This window comes from Nocardia sp. CS682 (genome assembly GCF_004634405.1).
Taxonomy (GTDB): domain Bacteria; phylum Actinomycetota; class Actinomycetes; order Mycobacteriales; family Mycobacteriaceae; genus Nocardia; species Nocardia ninae.
Window position 1 is genome coordinate 5,194,060 of sequence record NZ_CP029710.1, and the last position, 16,268, is coordinate 5,210,327.

At 67.2% G+C, this 16,268-nt stretch carries 17 protein-coding genes; 7 read left to right on the forward strand and 10 right to left on the reverse strand.

The window, feature by feature from the left end; genetic code table 11:
- Genes DMB37_RS23450 through dmpG form a run of 3 tightly spaced genes read left to right on the forward strand, consistent with a single transcriptional unit; the run spans position 1 to position 2,791 of the window.
- Positions 1–786 (forward strand): 2-keto-4-pentenoate hydratase, encoded by a 786-nt coding sequence (locus tag DMB37_RS23450; RefSeq protein WP_135234534.1) that lies wholly within the window; start codon positions 1–3, stop codon positions 784–786.
- 10 nt (positions 787–796) lie between these two features.
- Positions 797–1,741, forward strand: a complete 945-nt coding sequence (locus DMB37_RS23455) for an acetaldehyde dehydrogenase (acetylating) (RefSeq protein WP_135234535.1) — start codon at positions 797–799, stop codon at positions 1,739–1,741.
- A gap of 12 nt (positions 1,742–1,753) precedes the next feature.
- Positions 1,754–2,791, forward strand: coding sequence for a 4-hydroxy-2-oxovalerate aldolase (gene dmpG, locus DMB37_RS23460; protein WP_135234536.1), 1,038 nt, complete (start codon positions 1,754–1,756; stop codon positions 2,789–2,791).
- 41 nt (positions 2,792–2,832) lie between these two features.
- On the opposite strand, the gene DMB37_RS23465 is transcribed toward dmpG, so the two are convergent.
- From DMB37_RS23465 to hsaA, 5 genes are all read right to left on the reverse strand, one after another.
- Entirely contained in the window at positions 2,833–4,161 is a 1,329-nt protein-coding gene (locus DMB37_RS23465) for an NAD(P)/FAD-dependent oxidoreductase (RefSeq protein ID WP_240771633.1), read from the reverse strand.
- Positions 4,162–4,315: 154 nt separating this feature from the next.
- The gene (gene hsaB, locus DMB37_RS23470) at positions 4,316–4,882 is read right to left on the reverse strand and encodes a 3-hydroxy-9,10-secoandrosta-1,3,5(10)-triene-9,17-dione monooxygenase reductase subunit (RefSeq protein ID WP_135234537.1); all 567 of its coding nucleotides are present in this window, start codon (positions 4,880–4,882) and stop codon (positions 4,316–4,318) included.
- A 20-nt stretch (positions 4,883–4,902) separates the two neighbouring features.
- A complete protein-coding gene (hsaC, locus tag DMB37_RS23475) occupies positions 4,903–5,808 on the reverse strand; it encodes an iron-dependent extradiol dioxygenase HsaC (protein ID WP_135234538.1) in 906 nt (301 codons plus the stop codon).
- On the reverse strand, positions 5,808–6,686 hold the full coding sequence (hsaD, locus tag DMB37_RS23480; protein ID WP_135234539.1) for a 4,5:9,10-diseco-3-hydroxy-5,9,17-trioxoandrosta-1(10),2-diene-4-oate hydrolase: 879 nt from the start codon (positions 6,684–6,686) through the stop codon (positions 5,808–5,810). The genes hsaC and hsaD overlap by 1 nt, the downstream gene beginning before the upstream one ends.
- Before the next feature lie 248 nt (positions 6,687–6,934).
- The gene (hsaA, locus tag DMB37_RS23485) at positions 6,935–8,098 is read right to left on the reverse strand and encodes a 3-hydroxy-9,10-secoandrosta-1,3,5(10)-triene-9,17-dione monooxygenase oxygenase subunit (protein WP_107653887.1); all 1,164 of its coding nucleotides are present in this window, start codon (positions 8,096–8,098) and stop codon (positions 6,935–6,937) included.
- 198 nt (positions 8,099–8,296) lie between these two features.
- Here hsaA and DMB37_RS23490 point away from each other — a divergent pair, with 198 nt between their 5' ends.
- Both DMB37_RS23490 and DMB37_RS23495 read left to right on the forward strand, forming a co-directional pair.
- Entirely contained in the window at positions 8,297–9,511 is a 1,215-nt protein-coding gene (locus tag DMB37_RS23490) for a Rieske 2Fe-2S domain-containing protein (protein WP_135234540.1), read from the forward strand.
- Entirely contained in the window at positions 9,511–9,840 is a 330-nt protein-coding gene (locus DMB37_RS23495; protein WP_135234541.1) for a hypothetical protein, read from the forward strand. The genes DMB37_RS23490 and DMB37_RS23495 overlap by 1 nt, the downstream gene beginning before the upstream one ends.
- 101 nt (positions 9,841–9,941) lie before the next feature.
- On the opposite strand, the gene DMB37_RS23500 is transcribed toward DMB37_RS23495, so the two are convergent.
- Positions 9,942–10,352, reverse strand: coding sequence for a cupin domain-containing protein (locus tag DMB37_RS23500; RefSeq protein WP_135234542.1), 411 nt, complete (start codon positions 10,350–10,352; stop codon positions 9,942–9,944).
- 213 nt (positions 10,353–10,565) lie between these two features.
- Positions 10,566–11,615 carry a saccharopine dehydrogenase NADP-binding domain-containing protein gene (locus DMB37_RS23510; RefSeq protein ID WP_135234543.1) on the reverse strand — a complete coding sequence of 350 codons (1,050 nt, stop codon included), beginning with the start codon at positions 11,613–11,615 and terminating at the stop codon, positions 10,566–10,568.
- A 95-nt stretch (positions 11,616–11,710) separates the two neighbouring features.
- Here DMB37_RS23510 and DMB37_RS23515 point away from each other — a divergent pair, with 95 nt between their 5' ends.
- Both DMB37_RS23515 and DMB37_RS23520 read left to right on the forward strand, forming a co-directional pair.
- Positions 11,711–12,628, forward strand: a complete 918-nt coding sequence (locus tag DMB37_RS23515; RefSeq protein ID WP_135234544.1) for an AraC family transcriptional regulator — start codon at positions 11,711–11,713, stop codon at positions 12,626–12,628.
- A gap of 134 nt (positions 12,629–12,762) precedes the next feature.
- Positions 12,763–13,659 carry a phosphotransferase family protein gene (locus DMB37_RS23520; protein WP_135234545.1) on the forward strand — a complete coding sequence of 299 codons (897 nt, stop codon included), beginning with the start codon at positions 12,763–12,765 and terminating at the stop codon, positions 13,657–13,659.
- 5 nt (positions 13,660–13,664) lie between these two features.
- Here DMB37_RS23520 and DMB37_RS23525 read toward each other — a convergent pair whose 3' ends face one another.
- The 3 genes from DMB37_RS23525 to DMB37_RS23535 form a co-directional block, all read right to left on the reverse strand.
- Positions 13,665–14,417 carry a DUF427 domain-containing protein gene (locus DMB37_RS23525; RefSeq protein ID WP_135234546.1) on the reverse strand — a complete coding sequence of 251 codons (753 nt, stop codon included), beginning with the start codon at positions 14,415–14,417 and terminating at the stop codon, positions 13,665–13,667.
- Positions 14,418–14,530: 113 nt separating this feature from the next.
- Entirely contained in the window at positions 14,531–15,778 is a 1,248-nt protein-coding gene (locus DMB37_RS23530) for an MFS transporter (protein ID WP_135234547.1), read from the reverse strand.
- An 11-nt stretch (positions 15,779–15,789) separates the two neighbouring features.
- The gene (locus DMB37_RS23535) at positions 15,790–16,233 is read right to left on the reverse strand and encodes a MarR family winged helix-turn-helix transcriptional regulator (RefSeq protein ID WP_240771634.1); all 444 of its coding nucleotides are present in this window, start codon (positions 16,231–16,233) and stop codon (positions 15,790–15,792) included.
- Positions 16,234–16,268 lie beyond the last annotated feature (35 nt).

The following is a 16,268-nucleotide window of genomic DNA, read 5'->3' on the forward strand; positions in this document are numbered from 1 at the left end:
GTGCTGTCCGACGCGGTACGAATCGAATTGGCCGACGAGCTCGAGCTCGCCGAACGGGATCGGGTGGCGATCGATCCGCTGGTGGCCCGGTATCCGGACATCGATGTGGTCGATGCCTACGAGATCCAGCTGATCAATATCCGGCGCAGGCTCGACAGCGGCGCCAGGGTGGTCGGGCACAAGGTCGGCCTGTCATCCAAGGCCATGCAGCAGATGATGGGCGTGGACGAACCCGATTACGGGCATCTGCTCGCGGAAATGGAGGTCTACGAGGACGTCCCGGTCGAGGCGGGTCGCTATCTGTTTCCCCGTGTCGAGGTGGAAGTCGGCTTCGTGCTCGGCGCCGACCTACCCGGCGCGGACTGCACCGAGGACGACGTGCTCGCCGCGACAGTCGCTTTCGCCCCCGCCATCGAGCTGATCGACTCGCGGATCAAGGACTGGAAGATCGGGCTGACCGACACCATCTCCGACAACGCGTCCTCCGCCGGCTTCGTGCTCGGCCCGGAGCGGGTGGCGCCGAAGGACATCGACATCAAGGCGATCGACGCGGTGCTCACCCGCAACGGCGAGGTGGTTGCCGAGGGGCGCAGCGACGCCGTGCTCGGCGATCCGGTGATCGCGGTGGCTTGGCTGGCCCGCAAGGTCGCGAGTTTCGGCGTGCGGCTGAAGGCGGGCGACATCGTGCTGCCCGGCTCGTGCACCCGCGCCATCGACGCCCGTCCGGGCGACGCGTTCCATGCCGAGTTCGCCGGGCTCGGTTCTGTCCGTTTGCAATTCATCTAGGAGGCATGTGGTGTCCGACAACGGGACCGTCACCGCCGCGATCGTCGGGTCCGGCAATATCAGTACCGATCTGCTCTACAAACTGCTGCGCTCGGCGAGTATCGAGCCCAGGTGGATGATCGGGATCGACCCCGACAGTGAGGGTTTGAAGCGCGCCCGCGGGCTCGGGCTGGAGACCTCCGCCGAAGGGGTGGACTGGCTGCTGGCCCAATCCGAGTTGCCCGAACTGGTTTTCGAGGCGACCTCGGCGTACGTGCATCGTGCGGCCGCGCCGAAGTACGCCGAAGCGGGCATCCGCGCGGTCGACCTCACGCCCGCCGCCGTCGGCCCCGCCGTGGTGCCGCCGGTCAACCTCGGCGCGAATCTCGATGCGCCGAACGTCAACATGATCACCTGCGGTGGGCAGGCCACCATCCCGATCGTGGCCGCCGTATCCCGGGTGGTGCCGGTCGCTTACGCGGAGATCGTCGCCTCGGTGTCCTCGGTCTCGGCCGGCCCCGGTACCAGGGCGAACATCGACGAGTTCACCAAGACCACCAGCCGCGGCGTCGAAACCATCGGCGGTGCGCAGCGTGGCAAGGCGATCATCATCCTGAACCCGGCCGAGCCGCCGATGATCATGCGCGACACCATCTTCTGTGCGATCCCCGAGGACGCCGACACCGCGGCGATCACCGACTCCATCCACCGGATGGTGGCCGACATCCAGCAGTACGTGCCCGGCTATCGCCTGCTCAACGACCCGCAGTTCGACCCGCCGTCGGTGATCGCCGGTGGGATGGCGAAGGTTTCGGTGTTCGTCGAGGTCGAAGGGGCGGGCGACTTCCTGCCGCCGTACGCGGGCAACCTCGACATCATGACCGCTGCCGCAACGCAAGTCGGCGAGGTCATCGCCGGGCAAATCCGGAGCGGAGCCCAGCGAGGCGACCAAACAGACACAGCGGCACGGGTGTAAGGGAGCGACAACATGGCTTACTCAGCAGAACTCGACATCCGCGTCACCGACACCTCGTTGCGCGACGGATCCCATCACAAGCGCCACCAGTTCACCGCCACCGAGGTCCGCGATATCGTCGCCGCCCTCGACGGCGCGAAGGTGCCGGTCATCGAGGTCACCCACGGTGACGGCCTCGGCGGGTCGTCGTTCAACTACGGCTTCTCCAAAACCCCTGAGCAGGAACTGATCAAGATCGCCGCGGAGACGGCGACCCAGGCCAAGATCGCGGTGCTGATGCTGCCGGGTGTCGGCGTCAAGGAAGACATCAAGATCTCCCAGGACAACGGCGCCTCGATCTGCCGCATCGCCACCCACTGCACCGAGGCCGACGTCTCCATCCAGCACTTCGGCCTGGCCCGCGAACTCGGGCTGGAAACCGTTGGCTTCCTGATGATGTCGCACTCGCAGCCGCCGGAGGTGCTGGCCAAGCAGGCTCGGATCATGGCCGATGCGGGCTGCCAGTGCGTCTATGTCGTCGACTCGGCCGGTGCGCTCGTGCTGGACCAGGTCACCGATCGGGTCGCCGCCCTCGTCGCCGAGCTGGGCGCCGATGCCCAGGTCGGCTTCCACGGTCACGAAAACCTCGACCTGGCGGTCGCCAACTCCGTCTACGCCATCCGTGCCGGGGCCACCCAAATCGACGGCAGCGCACGCCGGTTCGGTGCGGGTGCGGGCAATACGCCGGTCGAGGCTTTGGTCGGTGTCTGCGACAAGCTCGACATCACCACGGGCATCGACTTCTACGCCATCGCCGATGCCGCCGAGGACGTGGTCCGTCCCGCGATGCCGCAGGAGTGCCTGCTCGACCGGTCGTCGCTGATGATGGGTTACGCGGGGGTCTACTCCAGCTTCCTCAAGCATGCAGAGCGGCAGGCCGAACGGTACGGCGTGTCCGCCGCCGAGATGCTGGTCCGCGCGGGTAAGCGCAAACTCGTCGGCGGGCAGGAAGATCAGCTCATCGACATCGCCCTGGAATTGCAGCGGGAGCAGGCGGCAGTCTCCGTCTGAGTAGGTCGGGCCGCGAACGGATACCGTTCGCGGCCCGCTACCTATCGCCGGGCCGGGATCCCTTCGCTGCTGTCGAAGCTCGCTTCCTCGGGACTCACCAGCCCCAGTAGCGAAAGCGGCCGTGGGGTAATCGAATTGGTCAGATAGCCCAGCGTGATCGCCCAGCGGTTGACCGGTCGTGGCACGGCGATGGTGTGATATGCCCGTGTGACGGCCTTGGCCGGGAAGCCGGACAGGTTGACGCCCAACGGATTCGCCACCGCGAAGTGCGGTCCGAGGTCGACCACCAAACCCATATCGCGGTGCTTGTACGGCGCGGCGCCGCCGATGCCGAGACTGGCGGCCACATTCCGGGCCAGCGCCTTACCCTGCCGGGAGGCATGCTGGGCGGTCGGCGGGGTGATCTTGCCGGGTTTGGTGAGATCCGGCACCGCCGCCGCGTCACCACCGGCGAAAACATCGGGATGACCGGGCACGGTCAGGTTCGCGTCGACCACCAAGCGTCCGCGTTCCATCGGCAAGCCCAACGACTCCAACATGGGTGCGCCGGTCACACCGGTCACCCAGGCGACCGTGTGGGTCGGCACCACGGTCCCGTCGGTGAGCACCGCCTGCCGTTGCGTGAGTTCCTTCAGCGAGGTCTGCAACCGAATGTCGATGCCCCGTTCGCGAAGCACGCCCAGCACCTTGTCGCTGAGCCGGTCGCCGACCTCCGGCATCACCCGCTCGGCCGTGTCCAGCAGGACGAAGCGAACCTCGGCCGGATCGAACCCGCGCCGGGCCGCATACGCATCGGCCAACGCCCGCAACTGCGCGATCAGCTCGGTTCCCGCATAGGAAGCGCCGACGACCACCACGGTCCGGCGCGCCTTACGCATCTCCGGATCATCCTCGAAGTCGGCCAACTCCAGTTGCCGCAACAACTGCTCGCGCAGATACAGCGCTTCGGCCACCGTCTTGAGTCCGTGCGCATGCTCGGCGACGCCCGGCACATCGAACAGCCGCGTCACCGAACCCGGCGTCAGAACCAGGCGATCCCAGGACAATTCGCGATCGGGCTGATGCTCACTGCGCACCCTGACCGTCTTGTTGTCCAGATCGACGGTCTCGGCCTTACCGATCACCAACCGCACCCGCGGCAGCGCGTCGGCCAGCGAAACAGCGACGAACCGCGGATCGATCACCCCGCCGGCCACATCCGGCAACAACGGCGTGTACAGCATGTAGTCGTTGGGCGTAACCAGCAGGACCTCCACGTCCCGCCCCGCCCGCCCCAACACCTTGCACAACCGCTTGGCACAGGTGAACCCGGCAAACCCGCTACCGACAATCACGACCCGCTCCGGCCCAGCCCTCTTGTCCTCAGCCACAGACACCTCCTACAAATCGCCCCTCCACCGCGATTCCCCCATCCCCCCATCCGAAACCGGACGGGTCGAGACGCACTCGGATACGGGAGCGTGGGCGGGACGCCAGCGGGCCCTGACCTGCGGTTCACCGCAGGGCAAGGCCCGTAGGGGATGGCTACAGCCAGGTGTCGAGGGTGGTGGTGGTGAGGAAGTGGTCGAGGTCGGCGCGCCAGGGGGCGGGGGTGGTTTTGTCGGGTTCTATGGCGGTGTATTGGCCGCGGTAGAAGAGGAGGGGGCGGCCGGTGGTGGTGGATTCGGTGAGGGCCTGGACTCGGCCGATGACTATGTAGTGGTCGCCGCCGTCTACGACGCTGTCCACCGTGCATTCGATGGTGGCCAGAGCGTCGTCGAGGACGGGGAGGGTGAGCGGAGAGGTGTGCCAGGGGGCGCCCGCGAATTTGTCGGGTTCGCGGGAACCGAAGCGGGCGCAGAGTTCTCGCTGCTCTTCGGCGAGGACGTTGACGCAGAAGCGGCCGGATTGCTCGATGGCCGCCCAGGAACGAGAGGTCTTGGTGGGGCAGAACAGGATCAAGGGTGGGTCGAGGGAGAGGGCGGCGAAAGACTGGCAGGCGAAACCGACCGGCGCCGCGGCATCGTCGAAGGTGGTGATGACGGTGATGCCGGTGCAGAACTGGCCGAGCACGTTACGGAAGGCCCGCGCATCGATCTCAGGGTGGGTCATCGTTTCGCTCGCCCTCTCACTCACTGCCGGCGCTGCCCGATGCTGAAGTCGTGACCCCACAGGCTCACGGCGGTCGACTCGCGCGCAATCCAATCATTGTCGTCGACTTCGAGCCCCTCGCAGCCGAATTCGACATCGAACCCGCCCGGCGTCTTCATGTAGAAGGAGAGCATCTTGTCGTTGACATGCCTGCCGAGCGTCGCCGACATGGGCACCTTCTTGCGCAGCGCGCGATCCAGGCACAACCCGACATCGTCGGCCGCCTCCACCTCGAGCATCAAGTGCACGATGCCGCTCGGGGTCGGCATGGGCAGGAAGGCCAGCGAGTGATGCCGCGGGTTGCAGCCGAAGAAGCGCAGCCAGGCGGGTTCACCGTCGGCCGGGCGCCCGACCATCTGTGGCGGCAGCCGCATCGAGTCACGCAGCCGGAAGCCGAGCACATCCCGGTAGAACTCCAGCGCGGCCTGGTCGTCCTTGGTGCTGAGCACGACGTGCCCGAGCCCCTGCTCCTCGGTGACGAAGCGATGCCCGTACGGGCTCACCACCCGCCGATGTTCCAGTGCCGCACCGTGAAACGCCTCCAGGGTGTTGCCGGAGGGATCGTCGAAACGGATCAGTTCGTGTACCCGCCGATCGGCCAGTTCCGCGGCGGTGCCCTCCTTGTAGGGCACGCCCGCGGCTTCCAGCCGACTCCGGATGTCTTGCAGCTCTTGGGCATTGGCGGTCTCCCAGCCCGAGATCTGCAGCCGGTCCTGCTCGCCGGGCGAGATCACCAGCCGGGCCGGGAATTCGTCCATCCGCAGATACAGCGCGTCCGGATTCCCGCCCTTGCCTTCGATCATGCCGAGCACCTTGAGCCCGTACTCGCGCCAGGCAGCCATGTCGGTCGCCTCGATGCGCAGGTACGCCAGTGATCGAATTCCCATCACTTCTCCTTGGAACCGGCGAGGAAATCAATTGCCAGCCGGTTGAATTCGTGGAACTTCTCCAGCTGCGCCCAGTGTCCGCAGCCGCCGAACACATGCAATTGTGCGCGCGGGATCAGCTTGGTCGCGACCAGTGCGCCGTCGAGCGGGTTGACGCGGTCTTCCCGCCCCCAGATCAGCAGCACCGGCTGACGCAGCTTATAGGCGTCGCGCCAGAGCATGCCCTTCTCGAAATCCGCACTGGCGAAGGACTTCCCCATCGCCCGCGCCGCGGCGAGCGACTCCGGCGTACTGGCTGCGGCGAACCGCTTGTCGATCAGCTCGTCGGTGATCAGCGACTGGTCGAAGACCATGATCCGCAGGAACGCCTCCAGGTTTTCCCTGGTCGGCTGGTAGTTGAACTTGCCGAGCAGCTTCACGCCCTCGGTCGGGTCGGGCGCGAACAGGTTGGTGCTCAATCCGCCCGGACCCATCAGCACCAGCTTCCCGGCCCGATCCGGGTAGTCCAGCGCGAACCGGACGGCCGCGCCGCCGCCGAGCGAGTTGCCGAGCAGGTGCACCCGACCGCTGATCTCCAGGTGCGCGAGCAGGTCGTGCAGCGCCGAGGAGCTGTGCACGAAGTACTGCGGATGCTCGGTCGGCTTGTCCGACTGTCCGTAGCCGGGCTGATCCACGGCGAGCACGTGAAAGTTCTGCGCCAGCACCGGGATATTGCGGCCGAAGTTCGACCAGGAGGACGCGCCGGGCCCGCCGCCGTGCAGCAGCACGATCGTCGGCCCGTTGCCGACACCCGCCTCGTGGTAGTGCAGCCGCAGATCCGGGCGCACCTGCGCGTAGCGGGAGGTCGATTCGGCGGTGATCTCCACCGTAGAGGTCACAGCTCCACCTCGCTGACGCTCGGCTCCGCCGTGCCCTCCGGGGCGCTGTGATTTCGGTTCATTCGCTGACGCTCACTCACAGCTCCACCTCGCTGACGCTCGGCTCCGCCGTGCCCTCCGGGGCGCTGAGATTTCGGTTCATTCGCTGACGCTCACTCACAGCTCCACCTCGCTGACGCTCGGCTCCGCCGTGCCCTCCGGGGCGCTGTGATTTCGGTTCATTCGCTGACGCTCACTCACAGCAGCTCCTACACCATCGCGTCGGTGACGGGCAGCCCGAACTCGTGCTGGCCGTACATCTGGTATGCCCGTTCGGGATCGTTCGCCGCGTGCACCCGGCCGGCGTGGGCGTCGCGCCAGAAGCGTTGCAGCGGTGTGCCGTTCGCCAACGCGGTGGCGCCGGAGCTCTCGAACAGCTTGTCGATGGCGGCGATCGACCGTCCGGTGGCGCGCACCTGATCGCGCCGGGCCCGCACCCGCAGGTCGAACGGGATCTCTTTGCCCGCGGCCAGCAATGCGTATTCCTCGGCGACATTGCCCGAAAGCTGACGCCAGCCCGCGTCGATATCGCTGGACGCCTCCGCGATGCGCACCTTGGCGAACGGATCGTCCTTCGCCTTCTCGCCCGCGTAGGCCGCGCGCACCCGCTTGCCCTGATGCTCGACGTGCGCCGCGTATGCGCCGTAGGCCATGCCGACGATGGGCGTCGCGATGGTGGTGGGATGGATAGTGCCCCACGGCATCTTGTACACCGGATCGGTGTTCTGCTCGAGGCCGGGTGATTTCTGCTCGCTCATCTTGCGGAAGCTCAGGAACCGGTGCGACGGCACGAAAACGTCTTTCACCGCAACGGTGTTGGACCCGGTCCCGCGCAGGCCGACGACGTTCCAGACGTCGTCGATGCGGTAGTCGTCGCGCGGAATGAGGAAGCTGCCGAAGTCGACCGGCTTGCCGTCCTTGATCACCGGACCGCCGAGCACCGCCCAGGTGGCGTGGTCGCAACCCGAGGACCAGGCCCAGGCGCCGTTGACGAGGTAACCGCCCTCGACCACCGTGCCCGCGCCCATCGGCGCGTAGGACGAGGAGATCCGCACCTCGGTGTCCTCGCCCCAGACGTCTTCCTGGGCCTGCTGCGCGAACAGCGCCAGGTGCCAATTGTGTACGCCGACAATGCCTGCCACCCAGCCGGTAGATCCGCAGGCGCTGGCCAGCTTGCGCACGGTGTCGTAGAAGACGACCGGGTCACCCGCGTGGCCGCCCCACTGCTTGGGCTGTAGGAGCCGGAAGAATCCGGTCTCCTGCAAGGCCTTCATGGTTTCGTCGGGGATGCGCCGCAGGTCCTCGGCCTCCTGCGCGCGCTCGCGCAGCATCGGCAACAGCGCGTCGACCCGTTCGGTCACTTCTTGCGTCATCTCGGGACCTGCTCCTGCCTGGTCAATTGGATAACCGGTAGTCATTTGCCTCTGAGACTAGAACAGGTTCCTATTTCTGTCGAGAACGGGTGTCTATCCGTGGCCATAGACGGACATGTGCAGGAAGTGGCGTGAATCGCTGGCGTGGAACGCGACATTTTTGTAACGTGTTCTAGTACAGAAGGAGGAGGATTCGCGATGGCAGTTACCCCACAGGGGAGCGGTGCGAAGGTCCGGGAGCTAGACGTCGGCACCGTACCCACCCGCTATGCGAGGGGATGGCATTGCCTCGGTCTGGCCAAGTCGTTCCGCGACGGCAAGCCGCACGCGGTGAATGTGTTCGGCACCAAACTCGTGATCTGGGCCGATAGCAACGACGAGCTGCGCGTACTCGACGCCTACTGCAGGCACATGGGTGGCGATCTCAGTATGGGTGAGGTCAAGGGTGACGACATCGCCTGCCCGTTCCACGACTGGCGCTGGTCCGGCACGAGCGGTAAATGCACCGCGATTCCCTATGGCCGGCGGGTGCCGCCGCTGGCGCGTACCCGGAAGTGGACCACGCTCGAGCGCAACGGTCAGCTGTTCGTCTGGCACGACGTCGAGGGCAGTCAGCCCCCGCCCGAAGTGACCATTCCGCACATCAAGGGGCCTTACACCGACGCGGACGGCAACCCGAGCGAGCAGCTCGACAGCGGCTGGACCGACTGGACCTGGAACTCCATGCTGATCGAGGGCGCGAACTGCCGCGAGATCATCGACAACGTGGTCGACATGGCGCACTTCTTCTACATCCACTTCGCCTTCCCGACCTACTTCAAGAACGTCTTCGAGGGGCATATCGCCACCCAGTTCCTGGAGACCAAGGGCAGGCCGGATATCGGGATGGCGTCCAAGTACGGCGGCGACACCACGCTGAGCTCGGAGGCGTCCTACTTCGGGCCGTCCTACATGATCAATCCGCTGGTCAACATCTACAGCGGCCACGAGGTCAAGAGCGTCCTGATCAACTGCCACTACCCGGTGACCCAGGACTCCTTCGTGCTGCAGTGGGGCATCACCTTGGAGAAGCCGCAGGGCGTCGACGGCGAGATGGCGGACAAGCTGGCCGCGAAGATGACCGAGGGCATCAGCGTCGGCTTCCTGCAGGACGTCGAGATCTGGAAGCACAAGTCCAAAGTCGAGAACCCGCTGCTGTGTGAAGAAGACGGCCCGGTCTATCAGCTGCGTCGCTGGTACGACCAGTTCTACGTCGACCTCGCCGACGTCACCGAGAAGATGACCCAGCGCTTCGAGTTCGAGGTGGACACCACCAAGGCCAACGAGGTGTGGGAGGCCGAGGTCGCCGAGAACCTGCGGCGCAAGCGGGAGGCCGACGAGGCCGCCACCGACCAAGCGGAGGCCGGAGTCTGATGGCTACCTGGGCGAAAGCACCCGACTTTGCCGACCAGCCTGCGCGGCAGGCCGAAGTGCGCGCCCAGACCGTGGTCGACAAGGAACGGTATCTGGAGCAGGGCCTGACACCGCTGCGGTGTCAGGCCTGCCAGAGTCAGGTGCTGGTGCGCAAGAGCAGCTCGCACCAGACCTCGGTGCAGTGGACCGAGCCGCCGCAGACGCACTGCCCGGTGTTCGCGGAGCTCAGCGAGAAGGGGCACGGTCCGGGTCGGCCGGACTCGTGCCCGCAGCTGGAGAAGACGATCAAGTGGGCTGTGGACGAGGGTGTCGTCCCGGTTCCCGACTAGTCGCAGATTTCGAGCGGGCGGGCACGCCGCGTCCGACGGCACCGACGTGTTCGGCGTCGCTGAACTCACGGACCGCCCGCGTCGCCGAACTCGTGCGGCGTTCAGTCCATCTGGAAGTCGGCAAAGTCGAAACCCGGGGAGACGAAGCAGCTCACCAGCACGTATTCGTCGCCGGCCGGTCGGGCGGCTTGGCTGACCCCGCCCGGCACCACCGCCTGTAGCACCTGACCGTGCTCCACATCGGGCCCGAGCACGACCTCCTCGCCGCCGATATTCAGCACCAGCGGTCCGCCGCGGTGCCAGAGCCACAGCTCGTCGGAGCGGACCGTGTGCGGCGCCGATTGCTCGCCCGGCATCAGCAGGAAGTGGATCGCGGTGGCGCTGGCGCGCGCACCCTCATAGCCCTTCGGCTCGAATTCCACGGCGCTGCGCCAGGTTTCGCGGAACCAACCACCCTCCGGGTGTGGCGCCAGATCGAGGGCTGCGGCGAGCGGGGGACGATTGTCGGTCATCGTTCGACTATGCCTGATTTGTAGCCGATGGCGCCGGACGGCCGCGGTGAAAATCAGGTGACCGGAGGCGGACCGCCGCGCTACCGTAGCCGAACACCACGGTGGGTGTAGCTCAGTCGGCAGAGCGCCTGGTTGTGGTCCAGGAGGTCCCGCGTTCAAGCCCCGTCACTCGCCCGAAAAAGGCGCCCTTGCGGCACCTTCCGTACAGCGGGATCAGCGCTCCTCGATGCGCCAGGTGATGCCGAAAGGCGCGAGCGTGTCGAGGAATTCGGCGGCATCGAAGGCCTCGGCCACCGCCAGCGCTCCCGGCTTTGCGGTGCCGTCGGCCAGCCGGACGGCGACCTCCACCGCCATCAGCGCCGAATCACGGTAGGAGTGCACACCACTCACCACGCCGCGGGCCGTGCGACCGTCCGCGCCGAACGCGTCGACCACCAGGTCGTAGCGCAGATTCGCGCTGGGTGCGTCGGGCAGCGTGTCGATGATCTCCTCGGTGAACCCGCTCAGCGTGTCCAGAATCGAGGTGGCGAGCACGCCCTCGACGTAGGAGACATCCGAATGGCGCGGGATCGTAAGTACCGGCGGCTGCGGGAATTTCGCGACGGCGGTCGGCTGGGTGTCACCCGGGAAGGTCATCTCGGCGTGCCGAGCCGTTGCGCCGGTGCGCAATTCGCCGTCCGCGTAGTTCCAGCCGCCGCTGCGGAACCAGTCCAGGCTGGCGAACACCGTCTTCGCGCTGCCCTTGGAGCCGTTGCCGCCGCTCTTGCTCAGATGGCTGAGCACCACCTCGGCCGGGCCTGCCACCCGGCGGGTGGTCAGGTAACCGAGCAGGTCGCCGGGCAGATTGCTGTCGGTGACGCCGGAAACCAGGGTCACCCCGGCTGCTTCGGCCCGCGGTCCGAACTCGTCGAACACCTGCTTCAGGAACAGCTGCTCGCCGGACATATCGGTGTAGTGCGCCCCGGCGTCGATCGCCGCCGCCAGCACCGCGGGCCCGTGTGTCACGTAGGCGGGCAGGCTGCTGATCACCACGTCGGCCCCGGTGAACGCGGTCACCAGCGCGTCGTGGTCGGTGAGCTCGGCGACCCGGATCTGCGCGTCCGGCAGGTCCGCCGCCGCCGCGGCGGCCTGGATCCGAGCCGCGTTGCGGCCCACCAGGATCGGGGTGAGGCCGCGCCTGCGCAGCTCGGTGAGGACGTAGCCGCCGGTGGTGCCGGTGGCGCCGTAGACGGCGATGGTCTCGGTGCTGTTCGTCGATGTCATGACACAAACTTATGATCCAGCGATGAGTAAACCAATGGCCGTATTGCTCGCTGATATATCTCAAACGCTCACACAAGAAGCGCTATGGTGTTCGAGTGGACATCCTCAGCGAAACCATCGCGGCCATCCGCACCGGCAGCCCGACCTCCGGGCTGTTCATCCGGCACGCCCCGTGGGGCCGCCGCTACCCCGTGGTGCCCGGCGCCGGTTTCCATGTCGTGCTGCAAGGTTCGTGCTGGCTGGTGCCGCCGACCGGCGCGCCGCTGGCACTCGGCGTCGGCGACGTCGTGTTCATGCCCCGCGGTGCCGACCACGACCTGGTGGACAGTCTCGACAGTCCGGTCACCGAGCTGGCACAGGTGGGCGAGCCGAGGGAGCTCACCGGGCCTGGGGTGCGCACCGCATTGCTGTGCGGCGCATACGAACTCGGCAAGAAGCGCAGCCACCCCCTGCTCGACGAACTGCCCGAGTTCATCCACCTGCCTGCCCGCCCCGGCAGGCATCCGGCCCTACGCGGCGCCGTCGATCTGCTCGCTGCCGAGATCGCTGAACCGCGCCCGGGCAGCGACGCCGCCGTTCCGGCGCTACTCGAAACACTGCTGCTCTTCATCCTGCGTGCTTGGCTGGACGAACAGTCCAACGACCGATCCACCGGCTGGGCAGGCGCTTTCGCCGACCCGGCGGTAGCCGCAGCATTGCGTGCCGTGCACGAGGAGCCCGCCCGGTCCTGGACCGTCCCCGATCTCAGCGGCGTCGCGGGCGTCTCCCGAGCCACCCTCGCACGCCGCTTCACCGCCACCGTCGGCGAACCGCCGCTGGCCTACGTCACCCGCTGGCGCATGCTCACCGCCGCCCGCCTGCTCCGCGACACCGACGCCCCCCTGGGCACGGTGGCCCGAAAGGTCGGCTACACCTCCGAATTCGCCTTCGCCAAGGCATTCAAGCGCGAATACGGCCTCGCCCCGGGCCAATACCGGCGCGCCGAGGACAAGCCGCCACTCGTCGCGGTCTGATGCCGCCGCACACCTCTTGCGAGTCGGTATGCGCGACGTCGAAAGCCGTGCGATGAGCGGCGTGCCGGTATGCGAGGCCGAGCGATAACCAATGGCCGCCGACCGGCGCGAGATGGTTAGGTCGACGGGTGGCGATGACGGGGCTTATCGAGGCGCACGGGGAACTGTTGGAGCGATTGTTGCCCGGAGATCGGCTGTCCGAGGTGACGATTCGCGAGGGGCAGTTCCACTACGTGGTCGTCGGATCCGAGCGGGTAGTCCGATTCGCACGGACCGACGCTGCCGCGCACCGACTTCCGGCGTGTGCCGCGGCGCTGCGGGCGCTGGCGCACATCGACCTCGGAGGGGCCGTGCCGGAGTGCCTGACGGTCGGCACGCCGCGGGATGCGGCGACACCGGCGACACCGGCGGCGGCAGGCCTGGCCACGGCCACCTACCTGGTGATGACGAAGGTGGCGGGTGCGCCTCTGGACGTGGAGTCGTTGCGCGACTCGGCGGTCGCGGAATCCGTCGCACGACACTGCCATGACCTGCTCGGCAAACTGGCCGCTGCGGGAACCGATCCGCGGATCCGGGCGTCGCTTCCGGCCGCATCCCTCGACCGGTGGCGTGCGTTCGCCGATGGTGTGCGCACTGAGCTGTACCCACTCATGCACGGCTCGGGTCGCGAGCGTGCCGAGCGGGAGTTGTCCGCACTCGGCTCGCTGCCACACCTGACCAGCGCGGTGGTCCACGGCGATCTCGGCGGCGACAACCTGTTGTGGGACAACGTCGACGGCTTGCCCGTCCTGCGCGGCGTCGTCGACTGGGACGGTGTGTGCCTCGGTGACCCGGCCGAGGACTTCGCAGCGATCGGCGGTTACGGCGCGGACGTCCTGCGCGGCGTGCTGGCACTGACCGACTCGTCGGACAGCGATCTCGGCGCCCGAATAGCCACCATCCAAGGAACTTTCGCCCTACAGCAGGCCCTCGACGCCTACCGCGACGGCGACGACGAAGAACTGGCGGACGGCCTGACCGGCTACCGTTGACCGGCTCAGCTGAATGGCGAGTGCGGGCGTTCCTGGAGTTCCCCGTCGACGTAGGTGTCGACCTTCTCGTTGTAGAAGCAGACCAAACCCGCGACCTTCTGGCTCTCCGGTAGCGGCGTGCGGTATCCCCACACATAGTCCTGGTATTCGTTGTCGCCGACCCGTACGGTCCAGTAGTCGGCGGTGCCCTTGTACGGGCAGCTGGTGTGCGTGTCCGACGGATGGAGTAGATCCATCCGGACATCGGTCATCGGCAGGTAATACCTTGCGGGAAGACCGGTTTCGAAGAGGATGCGCGGGGAGTGCGAGTCGGCGACGGTGACGCCGTCGATCTCCACGCGTACGTGCCGGGAGCTGGCGAGGATGTCGACCCGAGAGTAGGGGTCGCGGGGGTGGACGTAGACCGGCTCGTCTTCCTCGAACCAGTCGTCCATCTTGCTCCACTCGAGCCGCACCAGCTCGTTCAGTTCGGTCAGCGGTGAATCGTGGTAGCGCAGCGCGGCTGCGGTGGCGGTGGTGCCGTCCACGACCACGTCGTACTCGGTCGCGTCGCCGCGGCTGGGGGAGTGGTGGGACTTACCGGTCGGCTCGAGCTTCGCGTGCAGATCCGCGACCGGGAGGTAGTAGGTCGGATAGTGCGGGCCCTCCCACACCAGTACCGGCCGAGCAGTGTCGGCCACCAGGTGGCCGCCGAGAAATACTCGCACTCGCTTCTGGCTGGTTTCGATCTTGACCCGGCCTCGCTGCGCATCGCCCATAGTATTCGACGGTACTCCCGCAGCGGGCTCGAGCAAGGGTGCGAGCGACCGCCTGCACAGACAGCAGCTGCCTGAACCCGGTGCGCGGGTTCAGGCAGCCGTGTGGTGAAAACTCAGTCGCCGACGGTGATCGCCTGCGCCTCGGCGACGCTGTGCGGCGCCGGATCGTGGTCGTCGATGTGCGCGAGAGCCGCGCGACCGGCCAGCAGGACGAGCACCGCGCCCGCGGTGCAGGCGGCGCCGACCCAGAACGGCAGCGCGATGCTGTGCTCGCCGAGCTTGCCCGCGAGATACGGCGCGGCCGCGCCACCGGCGAAGCGGACGAAGCTGTAGGCCGCCGAGGCGGTCGACCGCTCGACCGGCGCGGAGATCATCACGGCCTCGGTGATCAGGGTGTTGTTCACCCCGAGGAACAGTCCGGCCAGCACGGTTCCGATGATCAGCACCGGCTTGTGCTCGGCGAACGCGGCCATCACCGCGAGGTCCGCGGCGAACAGCGCCAGCGCGAGCCCCATCATCGGCAGCGAACCGAACCGCCGCTGCAACCGCGGCGCCAGGAACACCGACGCCAGCGCGAGCAGCACGCCCCAGCCGCAGAAGATGAAGCCGATCGCATAGGTGCCCATGTCCAGGGGGAACGGTGTGTAGGCGAGCAGGGTGAAGAAGCCGAAGTTGTAGAGCAGCGCGGTGAGGCTGACGGTCAGCAGGCCGCGATGCCGCAGCGCGAGGAAGGGTGCGGCGATCGAGGTGCGGTGCGCCGGTTTCGGGCCTTCGGGCAGCAGCACGACGATGCTGACCAACGCGACGGCCATCAAGACCGAGACGCCGAAAAACGGTCCACGCCAGCTGATTCCGCCGAGCACGCCGCCGAGCAGCGGACCGGTCGCGATGCCGATGCCGAGCGCGGCCTCGTAGAGGATGATCGCGCGGGCGACGCCGCCGCTGGCCGCGCCGACGATGGTGGCCAGCGCGGTGGCGATGAACAGGGCGTTGCCCAGACCCCAGCCTGCGCGGAAGCCGACGATCTGAGTGACGGTGTCCGACAAGCCCGCCAGCGCCGCGAACACGATGATGATGGCCAGACCGGCCACCAGGGTCTTCTTCGCACCGAACCGGCTGGACACCACGCCCGTGATCAGCATGGCCACGCCCGTGACCAGCATGTAGCTGGTGAACAGCAGCGAGACCTGCGACGGCGAGGCGTGCAGTTGTTCGCCGATCGGTTTCAGGATGGGGTCTACCAGCCCGATCCCCATGAACGCGATCACGCTCGCGAACGCAACGGCCCACACGGCTTTCGGTTGGCGGGTGGCCGCACTGGTGTCCGTGCCGTCGGCGCGGGCGGGAGCCAAGGTGCTCATCTATGTTCCCTCTATATCGGATTGTGCTGTGACGTAGCCTTTTTCAGGGCCTCCAGCAGTTCGTTCAGATCGGTGTCCATGCGGGCGAGGCGTTCGGTGTCGAAGCCGGCCAATCGCGTGGTGAGCGCGGCGGCGAACGCCTGTCGCGCCTGGGTGAGCCGGTTGCGCCCGGCCGGGGTGAGTTCGACGACGACGGCCCGGGAATCCGCCGAGTCCTTGCGCCGGGTCGCGAAGCCATCCGCGACCAGCCTGCCGATCAGCGTCGTTGCCGCCGGCTGCGAACAGCGGTCGATCCTGGCGAATTCGCTGACCCGCACGGCGCCGTGTTCGTCGAGCACCGCCAGTGCCCGCAACACCGCCCGCGGCAGGTCGTCGCCGCTGATCACCCCGGCCAGCCGAGTGAGCCTGCCCGCGGTAACGAGTAGATCGACGACGATGTCATCCGCTGTGTTCACCTGAGCCTGCTGCACCAGAATATTATTACATAAGC

What these genes read in the sequence shown, in the direction of transcription:
- DMB37_RS23500 (WP_135234542.1), bottom strand. Translation starts at nt 10,352, where the DNA reads ATGACCGACAATCGTCCCCCGCTCGCCGCAGCCCTCGATCTGGCGCCA.
- DMB37_RS23495 (WP_135234541.1), top strand. Translation starts at nt 9,511, where the DNA reads ATGGCTACCTGGGCGAAAGCACCCGACTTTGCCGACCAGCCTGCGCGG.
- hsaA (WP_107653887.1), bottom strand. Translation starts at nt 8,098, where the DNA reads ATGACGCAAGAAGTGACCGAACGGGTCGACGCGCTGTTGCCGATGCTG.
- DMB37_RS23520 (WP_135234545.1), top strand. Translation starts at nt 12,763, where the DNA reads ATGACGGGGCTTATCGAGGCGCACGGGGAACTGTTGGAGCGATTGTTG.
- DMB37_RS23510 (WP_135234543.1), bottom strand. Translation starts at nt 11,615, where the DNA reads ATGACATCGACGAACAGCACCGAGACCATCGCCGTCTACGGCGCCACC.
- hsaC (WP_135234538.1), bottom strand. Translation starts at nt 5,808, where the DNA reads ATGGGAATTCGATCACTGGCGTACCTGCGCATCGAGGCGACCGACATG.
- dmpG (WP_135234536.1), top strand. Translation starts at nt 1,754, where the DNA reads ATGGCTTACTCAGCAGAACTCGACATCCGCGTCACCGACACCTCGTTG.
- DMB37_RS23525 (WP_135234546.1), bottom strand. Translation starts at nt 14,417, where the DNA reads ATGGGCGATGCGCAGCGAGGCCGGGTCAAGATCGAAACCAGCCAGAAG.
- DMB37_RS23490 (WP_135234540.1), top strand. Translation starts at nt 8,297, where the DNA reads ATGGCAGTTACCCCACAGGGGAGCGGTGCGAAGGTCCGGGAGCTAGAC.
- DMB37_RS23530 (WP_135234547.1), bottom strand. Translation starts at nt 15,778, where the DNA reads ATGAGCACCTTGGCTCCCGCCCGCGCCGACGGCACGGACACCAGTGCG.
- hsaB (WP_135234537.1), bottom strand. Translation starts at nt 4,882, where the DNA reads ATGACCCACCCTGAGATCGATGCGCGGGCCTTCCGTAACGTGCTCGGC.